The 15,575-nt window shown below is 64.3% G+C and carries 14 protein-coding genes; 5 read left to right on the forward strand and 9 right to left on the reverse strand.

What is annotated here, in order from left to right; translation table 11 throughout:
* Positions 1-59: 59 nt before the first annotated feature.
* Complete coding sequence (locus tag BKX93_RS18925; protein WP_070980877.1) at positions 60-635, reverse strand: class I SAM-dependent methyltransferase; 576 nt, start codon at positions 633-635, stop codon at positions 60-62.
* A 137-nt stretch (positions 636-772) separates the two neighbouring features.
* Between BKX93_RS18925 and BKX93_RS18930 the strand changes: the two genes are divergently transcribed.
* Both BKX93_RS18930 and BKX93_RS18935 read left to right on the forward strand, forming a co-directional pair.
* On the forward strand, positions 773-1,249 hold the full coding sequence (locus BKX93_RS18930; RefSeq protein WP_046157582.1) for a YbaK/prolyl-tRNA synthetase associated domain-containing protein: 477 nt from the start codon (positions 773-775) through the stop codon (positions 1,247-1,249).
* A complete protein-coding gene (locus BKX93_RS18935) occupies positions 1,249-1,593 on the forward strand; it encodes a hypothetical protein (RefSeq protein ID WP_070980878.1) in 345 nt (114 codons plus the stop codon). The genes BKX93_RS18930 and BKX93_RS18935 overlap by 1 nt, the downstream gene beginning before the upstream one ends.
* A gap of 91 nt (positions 1,594-1,684) precedes the next feature.
* Here the strand turns inward: BKX93_RS18935 and BKX93_RS18940 are convergent, their stop codons facing one another.
* From BKX93_RS18940 to ccoN, 6 genes are all read right to left on the reverse strand, one after another.
* Positions 1,685-2,218, reverse strand: coding sequence for a FixH family protein (locus tag BKX93_RS18940; RefSeq protein ID WP_070980880.1), 534 nt, complete (start codon positions 2,216-2,218; stop codon positions 1,685-1,687).
* A 1-nt stretch (position 2,219) separates the two neighbouring features.
* A complete protein-coding gene (ccoG, locus tag BKX93_RS18945) occupies positions 2,220-3,653 on the reverse strand; it encodes a cytochrome c oxidase accessory protein CcoG (RefSeq protein ID WP_070980882.1) in 1,434 nt (477 codons plus the stop codon).
* Positions 3,654-3,774: 121 nt separating this feature from the next.
* Positions 3,775-4,704 carry a cytochrome-c oxidase, cbb3-type subunit III gene (gene ccoP / locus BKX93_RS18950; RefSeq protein WP_021478127.1) on the reverse strand — a complete coding sequence of 310 codons (930 nt, stop codon included), beginning with the start codon at positions 4,702-4,704 and terminating at the stop codon, positions 3,775-3,777.
* Positions 4,701-4,892, reverse strand: coding sequence for a cbb3-type cytochrome oxidase subunit 3 (locus BKX93_RS18955; RefSeq protein WP_046157333.1), 192 nt, complete (start codon positions 4,890-4,892; stop codon positions 4,701-4,703). Before BKX93_RS18955 ends, ccoP begins: the two co-directional genes overlap by 4 nt.
* Positions 4,893-4,895: 3 nt before the next feature.
* The gene (gene ccoO, locus BKX93_RS18960; RefSeq protein WP_046157332.1) at positions 4,896-5,510 is read right to left on the reverse strand and encodes a cytochrome-c oxidase, cbb3-type subunit II; all 615 of its coding nucleotides are present in this window, start codon (positions 5,508-5,510) and stop codon (positions 4,896-4,898) included.
* Between the two features lie 15 nt (positions 5,511-5,525).
* Positions 5,526-6,950, reverse strand: a complete 1,425-nt coding sequence (ccoN, locus tag BKX93_RS18965) for a cytochrome-c oxidase, cbb3-type subunit I (RefSeq protein ID WP_021478124.1) — start codon at positions 6,948-6,950, stop codon at positions 5,526-5,528.
* Positions 6,951-7,408: 458 nt separating this feature from the next.
* Between ccoN and BKX93_RS18970 the strand changes: the two genes are divergently transcribed.
* Both BKX93_RS18970 and pepN read left to right on the forward strand, forming a co-directional pair.
* Positions 7,409-9,202 carry a M61 family metallopeptidase gene (locus tag BKX93_RS18970; protein WP_070980884.1) on the forward strand — a complete coding sequence of 598 codons (1,794 nt, stop codon included), beginning with the start codon at positions 7,409-7,411 and terminating at the stop codon, positions 9,200-9,202.
* A 94-nt stretch (positions 9,203-9,296) separates the two neighbouring features.
* Positions 9,297-11,915, forward strand: a complete 2,619-nt coding sequence (pepN, locus tag BKX93_RS18975) for an aminopeptidase N (RefSeq protein ID WP_046157330.1) — start codon at positions 9,297-9,299, stop codon at positions 11,913-11,915.
* A 72-nt stretch (positions 11,916-11,987) separates the two neighbouring features.
* Here pepN and BKX93_RS18980 read toward each other — a convergent pair whose 3' ends face one another.
* Entirely contained in the window at positions 11,988-12,413 is a 426-nt protein-coding gene (locus BKX93_RS18980; RefSeq protein WP_046157329.1) for an Hsp20/alpha crystallin family protein, read from the reverse strand.
* A 116-nt stretch (positions 12,414-12,529) separates the two neighbouring features.
* Entirely contained in the window at positions 12,530-14,188 is a 1,659-nt protein-coding gene (locus BKX93_RS18985; protein WP_070980886.1) for an ABC transporter substrate-binding protein, read from the reverse strand.
* Positions 14,189-14,310: 122 nt separating this feature from the next.
* On the opposite strand from BKX93_RS18985, the gene BKX93_RS18990 reads away from it, so the two are divergent.
* Entirely contained in the window at positions 14,311-15,519 is a 1,209-nt protein-coding gene (locus BKX93_RS18990) for an MFS transporter (RefSeq protein WP_046157327.1), read from the forward strand.
* Positions 15,520-15,575: the final 56 nt, after the last annotated feature.

A 15,575-nucleotide genomic window follows, 5' to 3' on the forward strand; every position in this document is an offset into this window, starting at 1 on the left:
TGCGCGGCTGGGCGGCGATGCGCCCGGGCAGCTCCCGGATCGGGATGCGTGAGCGAGCCTCAGCCGGCGAAAGCCGGTTTGCGGATGCGCATCACGAAAGTGCAGTCGCCGATCACGTTGTAGAAGTTCTGCACCGCCAACGCGATGTCGTCCTCGGTGAGCTGGCCGCCGTTGAAGCGGCTGGCCCAGGGCTCCAGGATCTTCACATCCGACGATTCCAGCGCCCAGTCGACATTCAGATAAATACCCAGCGGGGTGCCGGAGCCGCCTTCCTGGATGCTTTGGCGGTTCAGCTCCTGGTTGAACATTTGCAGGCCCATCGCCGTGATCGGCCGCACATGGGTGGGATCGGCCAGGTAGTTGTCGCTGCGCGGATGCGGCACGGTGATGGTGACGCGGGCATCCGGCGCGCACACCCGGTACAACTCCTTGATGATGCCCAGATAGGTGTCGATAGCGGCGCCCAGATGCTCCAGCACGTGGCTCATCACGATCTCGTCCACCGATCCGTCGGCCCAGGGCCAGGGGAATCGCTCCAGATCGACCACCTGATCTGGCTGGCAAGCAGCCTGAGAGTCGACATTAATGAAGCCAGTCCGCTTGTCGTGGCCGCAGCCGAGGTTGAGTTTGAGCATGGGAGGCATGGATGGGAACGAGGCTTGCAGTGTAGAGGTTGGTCGGGTTGGGCAACAAGCGGCATTCGGGGCTTGTCCATCCGCTTTCCGGCCGCATGTTGTTTAGAATGATCCAGTATTTGCGGGAGGCGCTGACCGTGTTTGAACGTTTGCGGAACATATTGGAAGAGGGCCAGGCCCGTTTCCGGGTGATAGAGCATCCAGCCGAGGGCAATTCGCACAAGGTGGCGGAGATACGCGGCACCGAGGTGGGGCAGGGGGCCAAGGCGATGCTGTGCAAGGTGGCGGACGCGCCGGGCCGGTTCGTGCTGGCGGTGCTGCCCGGCGACGAGCGGGTGGATTTCGCCAAGGTGGCCGCCGCCGTCGGCGCGCGCAAGGTGAAGCTGGCCGACGCGGCCGACGCCGAGGCCGCCACCGGCTGCGTGATCGGCTCCATCCCGCCGTTCAGCTTCGATCCGTCCATCCGGCTGGTGGTCGACCCGCAGCTGTTGGCGCGCTACCGGGAGGTCGCATTCAACGCCGGCCGGCTGGACGCGTCCATCGTGCTGGACGGCGACGATTACCGCCGTCTGGCGCAACCGCTGCTGGCCGATATCCGCAAGGAGAGCGCTTGATGGCCGAAGCGAGCGAGCCGCTGGCCGGCTATGCGCGGGCGATCATGGGCGGCGCCGGCGCGGAGCGCATCGTCGGCCGCGAGGATAGGCAGGACAACTGGCGCGAGGCCGATTGCGAGGTGACGCTGCGAGAGCGCGTGTACCGTTTCGACAACGGCGTGGCGATCCGCCGCAGCATCGAGGTGGACGACTACCCCAGCGAGCTGGCCTGCGCCGAGAGCTGGATCACCTATGAAGTGCTGGAGCTGGGCGGCTCGCCGGGCATAGCGCCGATGCGCAAAAGCTTCGATAACGGCTGCCGCGAGGCCTTTTGGCTGCGTTATCACTCGGACGCCGCCATCTGATCGGGCCGCCGCTACGCCGTTGTCTGGCTGGCGGTGGCATCAAAAAAACGGCCCGCTTGCGGGCCGTTTCGATAGGGGGCGAGTCTGGCGCTCAGTGCTCAGCCGGCTCCAGATGCGGCTGGCCCAGCATCGCCATCTGCCCGGAGCCCGGCTTCCATTCGCCCTGGATCCGCCATTTCTTGTCATGGTCTTCCAGCTGCACGTACCAGTGATTGGCGTTGACGGGGATCTTGGGCAGGATGCCCTGGTACAGCTTGGGGCCGGCCATGGTCATCACGGCGGACAGGTCGTAATCGTCCTGAGCCGGGTGGATCATGCTCAGCGACAGGGTGTCGGGCAGCTTGACCTTGCTGCTTGTGACCAGGCGCAGGCTGCGGCCGTCGCTGCCGAACATCAGTTGGGCGGACAGGCCCATTTGCGCCGCGGCCTTGTCGCGCCGCAGCTCCATATTGATCGCCTTGCCCTTCTTGTAATAGTCGTCGGTGACTAGGCCGTCGTCGGACTTGATCGCCGCCATCAGAAAGAAGATGCCGACGACGACGGACACCGCCGGCAGGCCGAACAGTATCCAGGGCCAGGGTTCCTTGTACCAGGGGCGGGACGGGTGGTGGGCGGTGTGCTGCATGTCATTCTCCGATGAAGCTGGATTTTTCTTCTACCCGCAACGAGGGATCGCCGGCGGATTCTACGATGAAGCGGATCGGGTGGCTGCCCTTGGTCGCGTACTGCGGATCGGCCTCCACGTGCACGGTGGCGCTGTCGGTGGCGGCGGCGGGAATGGCCACCAGCGGCGTTTCGGTCTTGACCTTGATGTCGGGCAGGCCTTCGGCTGTGATCCGGAATTGCTGCGGACGTTCCGTGGTGTTGATGATCTTGATGATGTAGGTATTTTCCAGCCAGCCTTCGTCGGTCTCGCGCACCAGCGACGCGCGGTCGCGCAGGATGTCCACCTTGAACGGCTTGCGCATCGCCAGCGAGGTGACGGCGGCGATGATCACCGCGCTCAGCACCAGGATGTACAGCACCACGCGGGGACGTTTCAGCCGCGACGCGATTTCCTTTTCCGGATACTTGCCTTCCAGCGCGTTTTCGGTAGTGTAGCGGATCAGGCCGCGCGGATAGCCCATCTTGTCCATCACTTCGTCGCAGGCGTCGATGCAGGCGGCGCAGCCTATGCATTCGTATTGCAGGCCGTTGCGGATGTCGATGCCCACCGGGCACACCTGCACGCAGATGCTGCAGTTGATGCAGGAGCCCAGGCCCTGTTCTTTCGGGTCGGATCCCTTCTTGCGGGCGCCGCGCGGCTCGCCGCGGGCCTCGTCGTAGGAGATGATCAGCGTGTCGGCGTCGAACATCACGCTCTGGAAGCGGGCGTACGGGCACATGTATTTGCACACCTGCTCGCGCATGAAGCCGGCGAACAGATAGGTGAAGCCGCCGTAGAAGAACATCCAGAACGTCTCCCACGGACCGTAGCCGAAGGTGGGCAGCGCCGCGACCAGGCTGCGCATCGGCGTGAAATAGCCTACCAGCGTGAAGCCGGTCCACAGCGAGAAGGCGATCATGATGAAGTGTTTGGCGGTTTTCAGCCTGAGCTTGCGCAAGCTCATCGGCGCGGCGTCCAGCTTGATGCGCTTGTTGCGGTCTCCCTCCACCCATTGCTCTATCCACAGCATGATCTCAGTGTACACCGTCTGCGGACAGGAATAGCCGCACCACAGCCGGCCGGCGATGGTGGTCCAGGTGAACAGGCCGAAGGCGCAGCACATCAACAGCGCGGCGAGGTAGACGAAGTCCTGCGGCCAGACGGTGAGGCCGAACAGGTAGAACTTGCGGTCGGCCAGATCGAACAGCACCGCCTGGCGGCCGTTCCATTGCAGCCAGGGCAGGCCCAGGTAGACCAGCTGGGTGCCGAGCACGAACAGGATGCGGAGGTTGTTGAACATGCCTTTGGCGGCACGGACGTAGATTTTCTGGTGGGATTCGTACAGCGAGACGGTTTCGTTGTCCTGGCCGGCGCCTTCAACCTTGATCGGGATTTTCTTCAGCGATTCGGACATGTCGTTTTCCTGAAGAGGGTTTGGTGAAACTCACCGGTCGATGCGCTCTACCAAAGCCTCTGGGTGGGGAGAGGCGAAGCGCGCCGCCCGCGCGGGGCGGACGGCGCGCCGTGCAAGGCGCTTACTGCTGCGCCTTGGGGTTGTTGGACAGGCTCCAGACGTAGGCGGCCAGCAGGTGGACCTTGCCTTCGCCGAGAAAATCCTTCCAGGCCGGCATCTGGCCGCTGCGGCCGTTGGTGATGGTCTCGATGATGGCCTTCTCGGTGCCGCCGTACAGCCAGCTGCCCGACGGATGGGTCAGGTTGGGCGCGCCCAGTTGCTGGTTGCCCTTGCCGTCCGGACCGTGGCAAGTGGCGCATACCGCGGCGAAGGTTTCCTTGCCTCGGGCCGCGCGTTCCGCGTCGAACTTCTTCTTGTGCTCGGACAGCGACATCACGTAGTTGGCCACATCCTTGACCTTCTCTTCGCCGAAGGCGGCGCCCCAGGCCGGCATCTGGCCGTGGCGGCCATTCAGGATGGTGGTCTTGATGGTGTCCGGCTCGCCGCCGTAGATCCAGTCATGGCTCACCAGGTTGGGGAAGCCCTTGGCGCCGCGGGCATCCGCGCCGTGGCACTGCACACAGTAGGTCTGGAACAGGCGACGGCCCATTTCCTGGGCTTTGGGGTCGGCGGCGACCGACTTCATATCCTGCTTCAGGTACTTGTCGTACAGCGGCTGGTATTTTTGCTCGGCGGCCTTGCTCTCGGCCTTGTACTGGTCGATCTGGGTCCAGCCGAAAGCGCCCTTGTAGTCGCCCAGGCCCGGGTACAGCACCAGGTAGACCACGCCGAAGATCAGCGTGATGTAGAACATCAGCATCCACCAGCGCGGCAACGGGTTGTTGTACTCGGCCAGGTCGCCATCCCAGATGTGGCCGGTGATGTCGACTTCTTCGCCCTTTTTGACCGTGGTCTTGGATTGGGTGAACACCAGCAGCGTCAAGCCGATGATGCCGCCCAGCACGATCACGATAATCCAGATATTCCAGAAACCGCTTGTGAATTGACTCATTTTCTCGCTCCGTGGGAAGCCTCGTCATGCGGGGCTTCCTCTACCTTGTCGTCGTCCATGAAGGGCAGGTTGGCCGCCTCCTCGTACCGGTTCTTGGAGCGTTTGCTGTAGGCCATGATCAACACCATGATGAAGAACGCGAAGCAGACCACGGTGAACAGCGAACGCCCGAAAGTGACCCAGTCCATGGCTTAGCGCCTGTTCTTCACGGCAAGGCCCAGGCCCTGCAGGTAGGCGACGACGGCGTCCTGCTCGGATTTGCCTTCCACCTGGGACTTCGCCTCGGCGATGTCCTTGTCGGTGTAGGGCACGCCGACCAGGCGCAGGGCTTCCATCTTCTTCGGCACCACGTCGGCGTCGGCCAGGTTCTTGGACAGCCACGGGAAGGCCGGCATGTTCGACTCCGGCACCACGTCGCGCGGGTTGTTCAAGTGCACGCGGTGCCATTCGTCGGAATAGCGGCCGCCGACGCGGGCGAGGTCGGGGCCGGTGCGCTTGGAGCCCCACAGGAACGGGTGGTCGTAGACGGATTCGCCGGCCACGGAGTAGTGGCCGTAACGTTCGGTTTCGGCGCGGAACGGGCGGATCATCTGGGTGTGGCAGGTGGTGCAGCCTTCGCGGATGTAGATGTCGCGGCCAGCCAGTTGCAGGGCGGTGAACGGCTTGACGCCGGCCACCGGTTCGGTCACGGATTTCTGGAACGCGAGCGGCAGGATTTCCACCAGGCCGGCCACGCTGACCACCAGCAGGGTCAGCACGATCAGCCAGCCTACATGCTCTTCAATCAGTTTCTGGATTCTGTCCATGATTATTCTCGCCTGTTAATGTGCTTCTGCGGTGATGGCCGGGATCTTGGCATCGACGGCGCGGCCTGCGACGACGGTGCGGTAGGTGTTGTAAGCCATCAACAGCATGCCGGAGAGGTACAGGAAGCCGCCCAGCAGACGCACCGTGTGGTACGGGTAGGTGGCTTTCACCGCCTCGACGAAGGCGTAGGTCAGGGTGCCGTCCGGGTTCAGCGCGCGCCACATCAGGCCTTGCATCACGCCGGAGATCCACAGCGCGGCGATGTAGAGCACCACGCCGACGGTGGCCAGCCAGAAGTGGGCCTCGATCAGCTTGACGCTATGCATGGTTTCGCGGCCGAACAGGCGCGGGATCAGGTAGTACATCGAGCCGATGGTGATGAAGCCCACCCAGCCCAGCGCGCCGGAGTGCACGTGGCCGATGGTCCAGTCGGTGTAGTGGGACAAGGCATTGACGGTCTTGATAGACATCATCGGGCCTTCGAAGGTGGACATGCCGTAGAACGACAGCGACACCACCAGGAACTTCAGCACCGGGTCGGTGCGCAGCTTATGCCAGGCGCCGGACAGGGTCATGATGCCGTTGATCATGCCGCCCCAGGACGGCGCAAGCAGGATCAGGGAAAACACCATGCCGACGGACTGGGTCCAGTCGGGCAGCGCGGTGTAGTGCAGGTGGTGCGGACCGGCCCACATATAGGTGAAGATCAGCGCCCAGAAGTGCACCACCGACAGGCGGTAGGAATACACCGGACGGCCGGCCTGCTTGGGAACGAAGTAGTACATCATGCCGAGGAAGGCCGCGGTCAGGAAGAAGCCCACCGCGTTGTGGCCGTACCACCATTGCACCATCGCGTCGACGGCGCCGGAGTACACCGAATAGGATTTCCACATGGTCACCGGCACGAAGGCGGAGTTGACGATGTGCAGCAGCGCCACGGCCAGGATGAAGGCGCCGTAGAACCAGTTGGCCACGTAGATGTGCTTGACCTTGCGGATGGCGATGGTGCCGAAGAACACGATGGCGTAAATCACCCAGATCACGGCGATCAGCAGCTTGATCGGCCATTCCAGCTCTGCGTATTCCTTGGAGGTGGTGAAGCCGAGCGGCAGCGTGATGGCCGCCAGCACGATCACCAGCTGCCAGCCCCAGAAGGTGACGGCGGCCAGCTTGTCGGAAATCAGTCTGACGTTACAGGTACGTTGCACCACGTAGTAGGAGGTGGCGAACAGACCGCAGCCGCCGAAGGCGAAGATGACGGCGTTGGTGTGCAAGGGGCGCAGGCGGCCAAAGTGGAACCAGGGCCCGAAATTGAGCTCCGGCCACACCAGCTGGGCCGCAATGATGACGCCCACCAACATGCCGACGATGCCCCAAACTACGGTCATGATGGCAAATTGGCGCACCACCTTATAGTTATAAGTGGGTTGCGTTTCCATTTAAGGTTTTCTCCAAGGTTGCTAACTCAGAACATGACAAACCGAGGCGGCTTGAACTTTTCAACCTCATCCCAATCTGGAAATTGGAAAGCAAGCCGCGGGGAACCGTGTAGTGAAAGTCGAATCAGGTGCTTGACCTGTACCGATAGGCTTTGATGTCTGTATTAGCAGTTTGCCGGCCTTTTCGATAGCACCAAATTCCCACGTATCCAATGCCGTTATTCTAAATCAAATGCCTTATGCGAGCCAGTTGCATAGTCGGCTTGGATCGGTTCTTGTCTGTCCCAATTCTCGCGGTATTACGAGGGTAGCGATACGAATAGTGCATGTTGCTACGCATGCAATTGTATTGGCGTATTGGTATGACTTCTTGACATGGATCAATACGCCATGAGGGCAACCGCCAAAATCGCGGAAATGCTAGAATCATCAAGTTTTGCAACGCTTGCAGGCTGATCATGACCCAACCCGTCCCAGTACAATACACGCTGCGCCCGGTGTCGCCGGAAGCGCACCTGTTCGAGGCAACCGTCATCGTTACGCACCCGGCCAAGGATGGCCAGGTGTTTTTTTTGCCGGCGTGGATTCCCGGCAGTTATATGATCCGTGAATTTTCCAAGCACATCGTCGAGATGGAGGCCCGCGCCGGCGGCAAGCCGGTGGCGCTGCGGCAGTTGGGAAAGAACCGCTGGCAGGCGGCGCCGGCCAAGGGCGCGCTGACGCTGCGCTATCTGGTCTACGCCTTCGACCTGTCGGTGCGCGGCGCCTATCTGGACGGCGAGCGCGGTTTTTTCAACGGCACCAGCGTGTTCCTGGCGGCTGAGGGTTATGAAAACGAGCCCTGCGCCGTGGAGATCCACGCGCCGGAAGGCAAGGCCTACGCCGATTGGAAAGTAGCCACCAGCCTGCCCGCCGTCGACATCAAGAAAAAGAGCGGCTTCGGCGGCTACCAGGCATCCAGCTACGATGAGCTGATCGACCACCCGGTGGAAATGGGCGAGTTCCAAAAGGTCAGCTTCAAGGCTTGCGGCGTGCCGCACGAGTTCGTTGTCTCCGGCCATTTCCAGAGCGATCTGAAGCGACTGGCCGAAGACACCAAAAAGATTTGCGAATACCAGATCAAGCTGTTCGGCGAGCCGGCCCCGTTCGATCGCTACGTGTTCATGCTGTTCGTCGGCAAGGACATCTACGGCGGCCTGGAGCACCGCGCGTCCACCGCGCTGGTGGCCAACCGCGACGACTTGCCCGCGCCTGGCGCGACCGACATCGGCGACGGCTATCTGAAGCTGCTGGGCCTGATCAGCCACGAATACTTCCACAGCTGGAACGTCAAGCGGATGAAGCCGGCGGCGTTCACGCCATATGACCTGAATCGCGAAGGCATGACCCGCCTGCTGTGGGCATTCGAAGGCATCACCTCCTATTACGACGACCTGACCCTGGTCCGCTGCGGGCTGATCGACGAGAAGCGCTACTTGGGCCTGGTGGCGGAAACCATCACCGGCGTGCAACGCGGCGCGGGCCGCCTCAAGCAGACGCTGGAGCAATCCAGCTTCGAGGCCTGGACCAAGTACTACCGCCAGGACGAGAACAGCCCCAACAGCATCGTCAGCTACTACACCAAGGGCTCGCTGGCCGCGCTGGCGCTGGATCTCGCCATCCGCCGCGACAGCAAGGGCAAGCAGTCGCTGGACGACGTGATGCGCGCGCTGTGGAGCAAGTGGCTGGCTGACGGCAAGGGCCTGGAAGAGGACGAGTGGGAAAAGATCGCGATCGAAACCACCGGCCTCAAGCTCAAGCCCTTCTTCGATCTGGCGCTGCGCAGCACCCAGGACCTGCCGCTGGCGGAGTTGTTGAAGAGCCAGGGCGTGGAACTGAAATTCGAGGCCGCGCAGGGCGCGTCCGACCGCGGCGGCGTGGTGGATGCCTTCGCCGGCAAGCCGGCGCCGCTGACGCTGGGCATCAAGACCGCGGCCGATGCCGCCGGGGTCAAGTTGACTCAGGTGCTGGACGGCGGCGCCGCGCAACAGGCCGGCCTGTCCGGCGGCGACGTGGTGGTGGCGGTGGACAAGCTCCGCGCCTACGATTTGGACAAACAACTTGCCCGTCTGGCGGCGGGGGACAAGATCAAGCTGCACGCCTTCCGCCGCGACGAACTGATGACTTTCGACGTGGCGCCGCAGGCCGCGCCCGAGGATACCTGCCGCCTCAAGCTGGAAGCCGGCGGCGGCAAATGGATTGCAGGCCGCTGACAGAGCGGTCGATTTCGACCAAGAGCGGCGCCGATCAGGCGCCGCGCCGTCTATGAAAGAGACCGGCCACGAGCCGGACCATAAGGAGACACGCATGGCCCAACAGCCAGAAGTCAAGTATCGCAAGGATTATCGGGCTCCGGCCTTCCTGATCGACCGCGTCGATCTGGTGTTCGACATCGAGGACGAGGCCACCCGCGTGCAGTCGCGGCTGGTGGTCACCCGCAACGGCGATTCCGCCGAGCGCGACCTGACGCTGGACGGCAGCGCCAAGCTGCTGGCCGTGCTGCTGGACGGCGAAAAGCTGGACGAGACCCGCTACGGCCTGGCCGACGACGTGCTGACCGTGCGGCAGGTGCCGGACAGCTTCATCCTGGAAGTGGAAACCGAACTCGATCCGGCGGCCAATACCAGCCTGATGGGCCTGTACGCGTCCAGCGGCAACCTGTTCACCCAGTGCGAGCCGGAAGGCTTCCGCAAGATCACCTACTACCTGGACCGTCCGGATGTGATGGCCAAGTTCACCACCACCATCAAGGCCGACAAGCAGAAGTACCCGGTGCTGTTGTCCAACGGCAACAAGGTGGGCGAGGGCATGGTGGACAAGAAGCGGCACTGGGTCAAATGGGTCGACCCCTACCGCAAGCCGTCCTATCTGTTCGCGCTGGTGGCCGGCAAGCTGGTGGCGCTGAAGGACAAGTTCGTCACCATGCGCGGCCGCGAAGTGGCGCTGGAGATCTGGACCGAGCCCGCCGACCAGGACAAGACCGCGCACGCGATGGAGTCGGTCAAGCACTCGATGAAGTGGGACGAGGAGCGCTTCGGCCTGGAGTACGACCTGGACATCTACATGATCGTCGCGGTCGGCGACTTCAACATGGGCGCGATGGAGAACAAGGGCCTCAACATCTTCAACACCAAGTACGTGCTGGCGCGCCAGGACACCGCCACCGACGCCGACTTCGAAGGCATCGAGGCGGTGATCGGCCACGAATACTTCCACAACTGGACCGGCAACCGCGTCACCTGCCGCGACTGGTTCCAGCTGAGCCTGAAGGAAGGCCTGACCGTCTACCGCGACCAGGAATTCAGCGCCGACATCTACAGCCGCGCGGTGAAGCGCATCGAGGACGTCAAGGGCCTGCGCATGGCGCAGTTCCCGGAGGACGCCGGCCCGACCGCGCATCCGATCCGTCCGGACAGCTATATCGAGATGAACAACTTCTACACCATGACCGTGTACGAGAAGGGCGCGGAAGTGGTGCGGATGTACGAGACGCTGCTGGGGCGAGACGGCTTCCGCAAGGGCATGGACCTGTACTTCAAGCGCCATGATGGCCACGCCGTCACCTGCGACGATTTCCGAGCCGCGATGGCCGACGCCAACGACGTCGATCTGTCGCAGTTCGCGCTGTGGTACAGCCAGGCCGGCACGCCGCGCCTGGCCGTTTCCTCCAGCTACAACCCCGGCGAGCGAAGCTACACGCTGACCGTCAAGCAGAGCTGCCCGGCCACGCCGGGCCAGCAGGCCAAGCTGCCGTTCCACATCCCGCTGGCGCTGGGCCTGGTGGGCGCGGACGGCCAGGACCTGCCGCTGCGCCTCGCCGGCGAAGCCGAGGCTGTTGGCGCGTCGCGCGTGCTGGACGTCAAGGCCGCCGAACAGAGCTTCACCTTCGTCGACATCCCGGCCGAGCCGGTGCCGTCGCTTCTGCGCGGCTTCTCCGCGCCGGTGAAGCTGGAATACGACTGGCGCGACGACCAGCTGGTGTTCCTGATGGCCAGCGACAGCGACAGCTTCTGCCGTTGGGAAGCCGGCCAGATCTTCGCCGAGCGCCTGTTCAAGCAGCTGCTGGACGACGCGGCCGCGGGCCGCGAGCTCAAGCTGTCGGAAACCTTCATCGGCGCCTTCCGCGCGGTGTTGAAGGACCATAGCCTGGATCCGGCGTTCAAGGCGCTGATGCTGAATCTGCCGAGCGAAGGCGAAATCCTGGAAATGGTGGACGTGGCCGATCCGGCGGCGATCCACCTGGTGCGCGAATTCGTGCTGGACCAGCTGGCGCAGGCGCTGCGGGGCGAATGGCGCGAGGCGTACGAACTCAATCTCACCCGCGAGTACAAGCCGCAGGACTCCGGCAAGCGCAGCCTGAAGAACCGAGCGCTATGGATGTTGAACCGCCTGGACGACGCCTGGCCGGCAGAGATCGCCGCCAAGCAGTTCCGCGACGCCGACAACATGACCGACCAGATGGGCGCGTTGCTGGCGCTGCGCGACCGCGACGGCCAGGAGCGCGACGACTGCTTCACCGACTTCGCCTCGCGCTGGCAGAACGAGGCGCTGGTGATGGACAAGTTCTTCACCTTGATCGGCGGCAGCCAGCTGGACGGCACGCTGCAGCGGGTGGAGGCGGCGCTGCATCACCCGGCGTTCAGCATCCGCAACCCCAACAAGGTGCGTTCGCTGCTGGGCGCTTTCGGCGCCAACCTGCACCACTTCCACGCCGGCGACGGCAGCGGCTACCGTTTCCTGGCCGACCGCATCCTGGAGCTGGACGCCATCAATCCGCAGGGGGCCAGCGGCCTGACCCGCGCCTTCCGCCGGATGCAGAAGCTGGAGCCGGGCCGGCAGGCGCTGATGCGGGCCGAGCTGGAGCGCATGGCACGGGCCGAGCTGTCCAAGGACGTGTACGAGATCGTATCCAAGATCCTGGCCTGATTCGCGTCATCGCCAGCGAAAACGCGCCGGGAGACCGGCGCGTTTTTTATTGCCGCGGGGCCGAGGCTGAGCTTACTCGATCCGCAGCCGCTGGCCGGCGCCGCTGTTGCGGCGCTTGGGCAGGGTCAGGCTCAGAACGCCGTTCTCATACTTGGCGCTGGCGGTTTCGCGGTCGATGTCCTGCGGCAGCTGGAAGCTGCGCGACACCAGGCCGTAATACCGCTCGCTGCGCAGCGGGCGTTCATCCTTGTCCTGTTGGTCGAACTGCTTGATCTCGGCCTTGATCGTCACCAGCGCGCCGTCGATGTCGACGTGGATGTCTTCCTTGCCGACGCCCGGCAATTCGGCTTCCACCTGATAGGCGTCGCCGGTTTCCTTCACATCCATCTTGATCTGCGCTGGCAGCGCGTCGCCGTGCAGCGGTTTGACGAGGAAACCCGGGGTGAAATCGCGGAAAAACTCGTCAAACAGGCTATGGCGGGCAGGCAGCATGCTCATTTGCTTCTCCTTTCAGTTCATGGGCTTACGGCGGGATTTTCGTCCTGTTATCGAAGATGAGGCGCATGTGAGCGGTTTCAAGAGGCGGGGCGCGTCCGGAGTTGACGCGCGTCAACTCAGCCGCGCAGCCACAGGCCGGCGAAGTCGGTCCAGCCGTTGCCGCCCAGCTGCAAGCCGGCCAGCTGCGGGCTGGCGACGTGGCCCAGCGTCTCGTGCGACAGCGGCAGCATCCAGCCTTCGGCCACCAGCCAGTCGCCGGCGCGGCGGTAGCCTTCCTGGCGCGCGGCGAATTCCGGTTCCGCCTGCAGGCTGCGCATGTACCGGGCCAACCGGGCGGCGGCGTCGGGCGCCAGTCCCAATTGCAGAGTGCTGCAGCCGCTCAGCCATTCGAACATGCCGTAGTCGCGGTCGTCGTGCAGCAGTTCGCTGCACAGGATCAGGTCGGCGCGGTCGCGCCAGGCGGCGCTGTCGAAGAATTCGCGCCGCGACAGGCCATGGATGTCTAGCGCGACGCCCTGTTGCGCAAGCCGCTGCGCCAGCGCGGCGGCCAGCGGCGGGAAGCAGGGCAGATCGTAATGGAACAGCGTCAGCCGCGCGCCATCCAGCCGCGGCGGCGGAGCCGGCGCCGGGCGCGGATGGCGCCAGCCCGGCTGCAGCCCCAGCGCCGGCGCGCGTTCGTCGCAATCGGCCACCGGATGAGGCTCGGCCAGGAAGCGCATCAGCGGCAGCCGTTGTCCGGCCGCGACGCGGGCACTGCGCGGCGACAGCAGCAGATAGGTGCAAGCCGATTGCAGCATGGTGGCGCCGCGCTGATTGCCGTATTCCAGCCGCAGGTGGAAGTCCTGCTCGGCCGGGGACGGGATGATCCACAGTTCGATGGCGTCCAGCAGCGCGCGCTCGCGGTAGTGCTGATCGAACGCGGCCAGTTTCAGCCGCTGCGGGCTGTGCAGTTCGACGCGGAATGGCCCGCTGCCCACCGGCATGCGCTCGAAATCCGCGCCGCGCCGCATCGGCACGATGGACGAATTGGCGGTCGCCAGCCGCTGCGGCCACAGCTGGTCGGCTTCGGACAGCCGGCAGCTGAACGACTGCGCGTCATGGACGTCAATCTGCCGCAGATGGCCGTACAGTGCGTGGTAGGGATTGTCCGGCTGTTTGAGCCTGAGCAGGCTGGCGGCCGCGGTTTCGGCGTCCAGCGCTCCGCCGTCGTGAAAGCGCAGGCCGGGACGCAGCCAGAAACGCCAATTTCTGCCTTCCGGATCGGCTTCCCAGTGGTGGGCCAGCGCCGGCCGCAGTTCCTGGTCCAGGCGGTCGTGGCGGCACAGCCGGTCGAAGATCTGCCGCACCAGGTGCGATTCCAGCCGGGAGTTGACGTGCTGCGGGTCCAGTGTCAGCGGTGGGTGCGGAATGGGAATGCGCAGGCTGCGTCCGCTGTCGCCGGCGCCCAGGTGCTGTGGCAGGGCGGCCAGCAACCGTTGCTGCCTGGACGGCTCCAGCCGGGAGAAGGCCTGCTCCAGCTGGCCGCGCGCCAGCATGCCTTGCAACTGCTGCCATTCAAGCTCGTCCGGCCGCTGCAGCAGCCTGAGCGTGGAGCGGTGGCCGCGTCCGCGGCCGGCCCGCCATTCCAGCCAGCCCAGTTCGCGCATCCTGGCCAGCTGCAGCCGCGCGTTGCGCTCGCCGCATCGCCATAACTCGGCCAGCTGCGGCAGGCCGGGCTGGGCCGGCGCGTCGCCATAGGCCAGATAGAGCTGCTGGTATTGCTGCTGCAGGCGCATCGGGACTCCTGTTGGGATGGGCAGGATAAAAGCGGAAGTATTTATTCGGGATTGTATCCATTTTTACATTCCGCTTTATCGGCAATACTGCAGCGGTTCCCTTTGCTTTACAAGGTGTTGTCGTGGATCTGCGTTCTTCCGTGGTGCGGCGCGTGCTGCTGTCTTCCTTCTTGTTGTCCCTGTCGCGGGCGGTGATCTCGCCGCTCTTGGTGCTGGCGCTGGGCAAGCAATTGCAGTTGTCGGTGCAGGCTACCGGCACGCTGCTGGCGGTGGTGCTGCTGGGGTCCGCCTTGTTTGGACTGTACGGCGGCTACTGGCTGGACCGGCTGCCCAGGGGGCCGGCCCTGAGAGGCGCGGCGGTGCTGATGGGCGCGGGCAGCGTGTTGCTGCCTTACGGCCACAGCTACGCGACGGTGGTGACGGCGCTGGCGGCGGGCGAGCTTGCGATGGTGGTATACAGCATCGCGGTGAAGGCGATACTCAGCGACGTGGTGGCCGAGCAGTGGCGCAGCAAGGCGTTTTCTATGCGCTACACGCTGGCCAACGTGGCCTGGGCGCTGGGGCCCATGCTGTGCGCCGGCATGCTGTTCTGGCACGAGACGGCGCCTTATTGGCTGGGCGGCCTGCTTGCGTTGGCCGGCCTCGCGGCGCAGCCCCGGCTGCCGGAGCGGCGGCATGATCCCGCGGCGCTGCCCGACGGTTTCGCCGCCACGCTGCGCACGCTGGCCGGCGACCGGGTGCTGGTGTGGTTCACCCTCAGCAGCCTGCTGGCCTATGTGGTGTACGGCCGTTTTTCCGGCTATCTGCCGCTGTTCCTGCTGACGCGGATGGACGAGGCCGAGGCGATGCGCTGGATGTCGGCGCTGATCAGTTGCAACGCCGTGGTGGTAGTGCTGTTGCAATACCCGCTGGGCCGGCTGCTGAAGCCGAACCGGCTGATGCGGGCCATCGTCGGCGGCTTTCTGCTGATCGGCGCCGGCATGCTGTGGCTGGGCAGCGTGGACAGCCTGCCGCTGATGTGCGCGGCGATCGCGCTGTTCACTCTGGGCGAGATCGTGCTGGTGCCGGCCGAATACCTGTACATCGACGCCATCGCGCCGGACGCGCTGAAGGGCAGCTATTACGGCGCGCAGAATCTGGCTTCGCTGGGCGGCGCGCTGGGGCCGGCGATGGTGGGGGTGCTGCTGTCGCATGGGCCGTCCTGGGTGGTGTTCGCCATATTGGCGCTGCTGTGCGTGGCCGGCGCGGGGCTGGCGCTCTACAGCGAGCGGCTGCGTTTGCGGCAGGACGGCGCGCGAACGGCTTTTCCTTTGCCGGGTTCTTTGTCATGATCAAGCGTTTGCTTGAATTGCCGCGCAGACGGCGATGGCATCGGCCAGCGAGGAGA

The organism is Chromobacterium vaccinii, assembly GCF_001855275.1.
GTDB lineage: Bacteria > Pseudomonadota > Gammaproteobacteria > Burkholderiales > Chromobacteriaceae > Chromobacterium > Chromobacterium vaccinii.

What these genes read in the sequence shown, in the direction of transcription:
- BKX93_RS18980 (WP_046157329.1), bottom strand. Translation starts at nt 12,413, where the DNA reads ATGAGCATGCTGCCTGCCCGCCATAGCCTGTTTGACGAGTTTTTCCGC.
- BKX93_RS18955 (WP_046157333.1), bottom strand. Translation starts at nt 4,892, where the DNA reads ATGGACTGGGTCACTTTCGGGCGTTCGCTGTTCACCGTGGTCTGCTTC.
- ccoP (WP_021478127.1), bottom strand. Translation starts at nt 4,704, where the DNA reads ATGAGTCAATTCACAAGCGGTTTCTGGAATATCTGGATTATCGTGATC.
- BKX93_RS18925 (WP_070980877.1), bottom strand. Translation starts at nt 635, where the DNA reads ATGCTCAAACTCAACCTCGGCTGCGGCCACGACAAGCGGACTGGCTTC.
- pepN (WP_046157330.1), top strand. Translation starts at nt 9,297, where the DNA reads ATGGCCCAACAGCCAGAAGTCAAGTATCGCAAGGATTATCGGGCTCCG.
- BKX93_RS18985 (WP_070980886.1), bottom strand. Translation starts at nt 14,188, where the DNA reads ATGCGCCTGCAGCAGCAATACCAGCAGCTCTATCTGGCCTATGGCGAC.
- ccoO (WP_046157332.1), bottom strand. Translation starts at nt 5,510, where the DNA reads ATGGACAGAATCCAGAAACTGATTGAAGAGCATGTAGGCTGGCTGATC.
- BKX93_RS18940 (WP_070980880.1), bottom strand. Translation starts at nt 2,218, where the DNA reads ATGCAGCACACCGCCCACCACCCGTCCCGCCCCTGGTACAAGGAACCC.
- ccoG (WP_070980882.1), bottom strand. Translation starts at nt 3,653, where the DNA reads ATGTCCGAATCGCTGAAGAAAATCCCGATCAAGGTTGAAGGCGCCGGC.
- BKX93_RS18970 (WP_070980884.1), top strand. Translation starts at nt 7,409, where the DNA reads ATGACCCAACCCGTCCCAGTACAATACACGCTGCGCCCGGTGTCGCCG.
- BKX93_RS18935 (WP_070980878.1), top strand. Translation starts at nt 1,249, where the DNA reads ATGGCCGAAGCGAGCGAGCCGCTGGCCGGCTATGCGCGGGCGATCATG.
- ccoN (WP_021478124.1), bottom strand. Translation starts at nt 6,950, where the DNA reads ATGGAAACGCAACCCACTTATAACTATAAGGTGGTGCGCCAATTTGCC.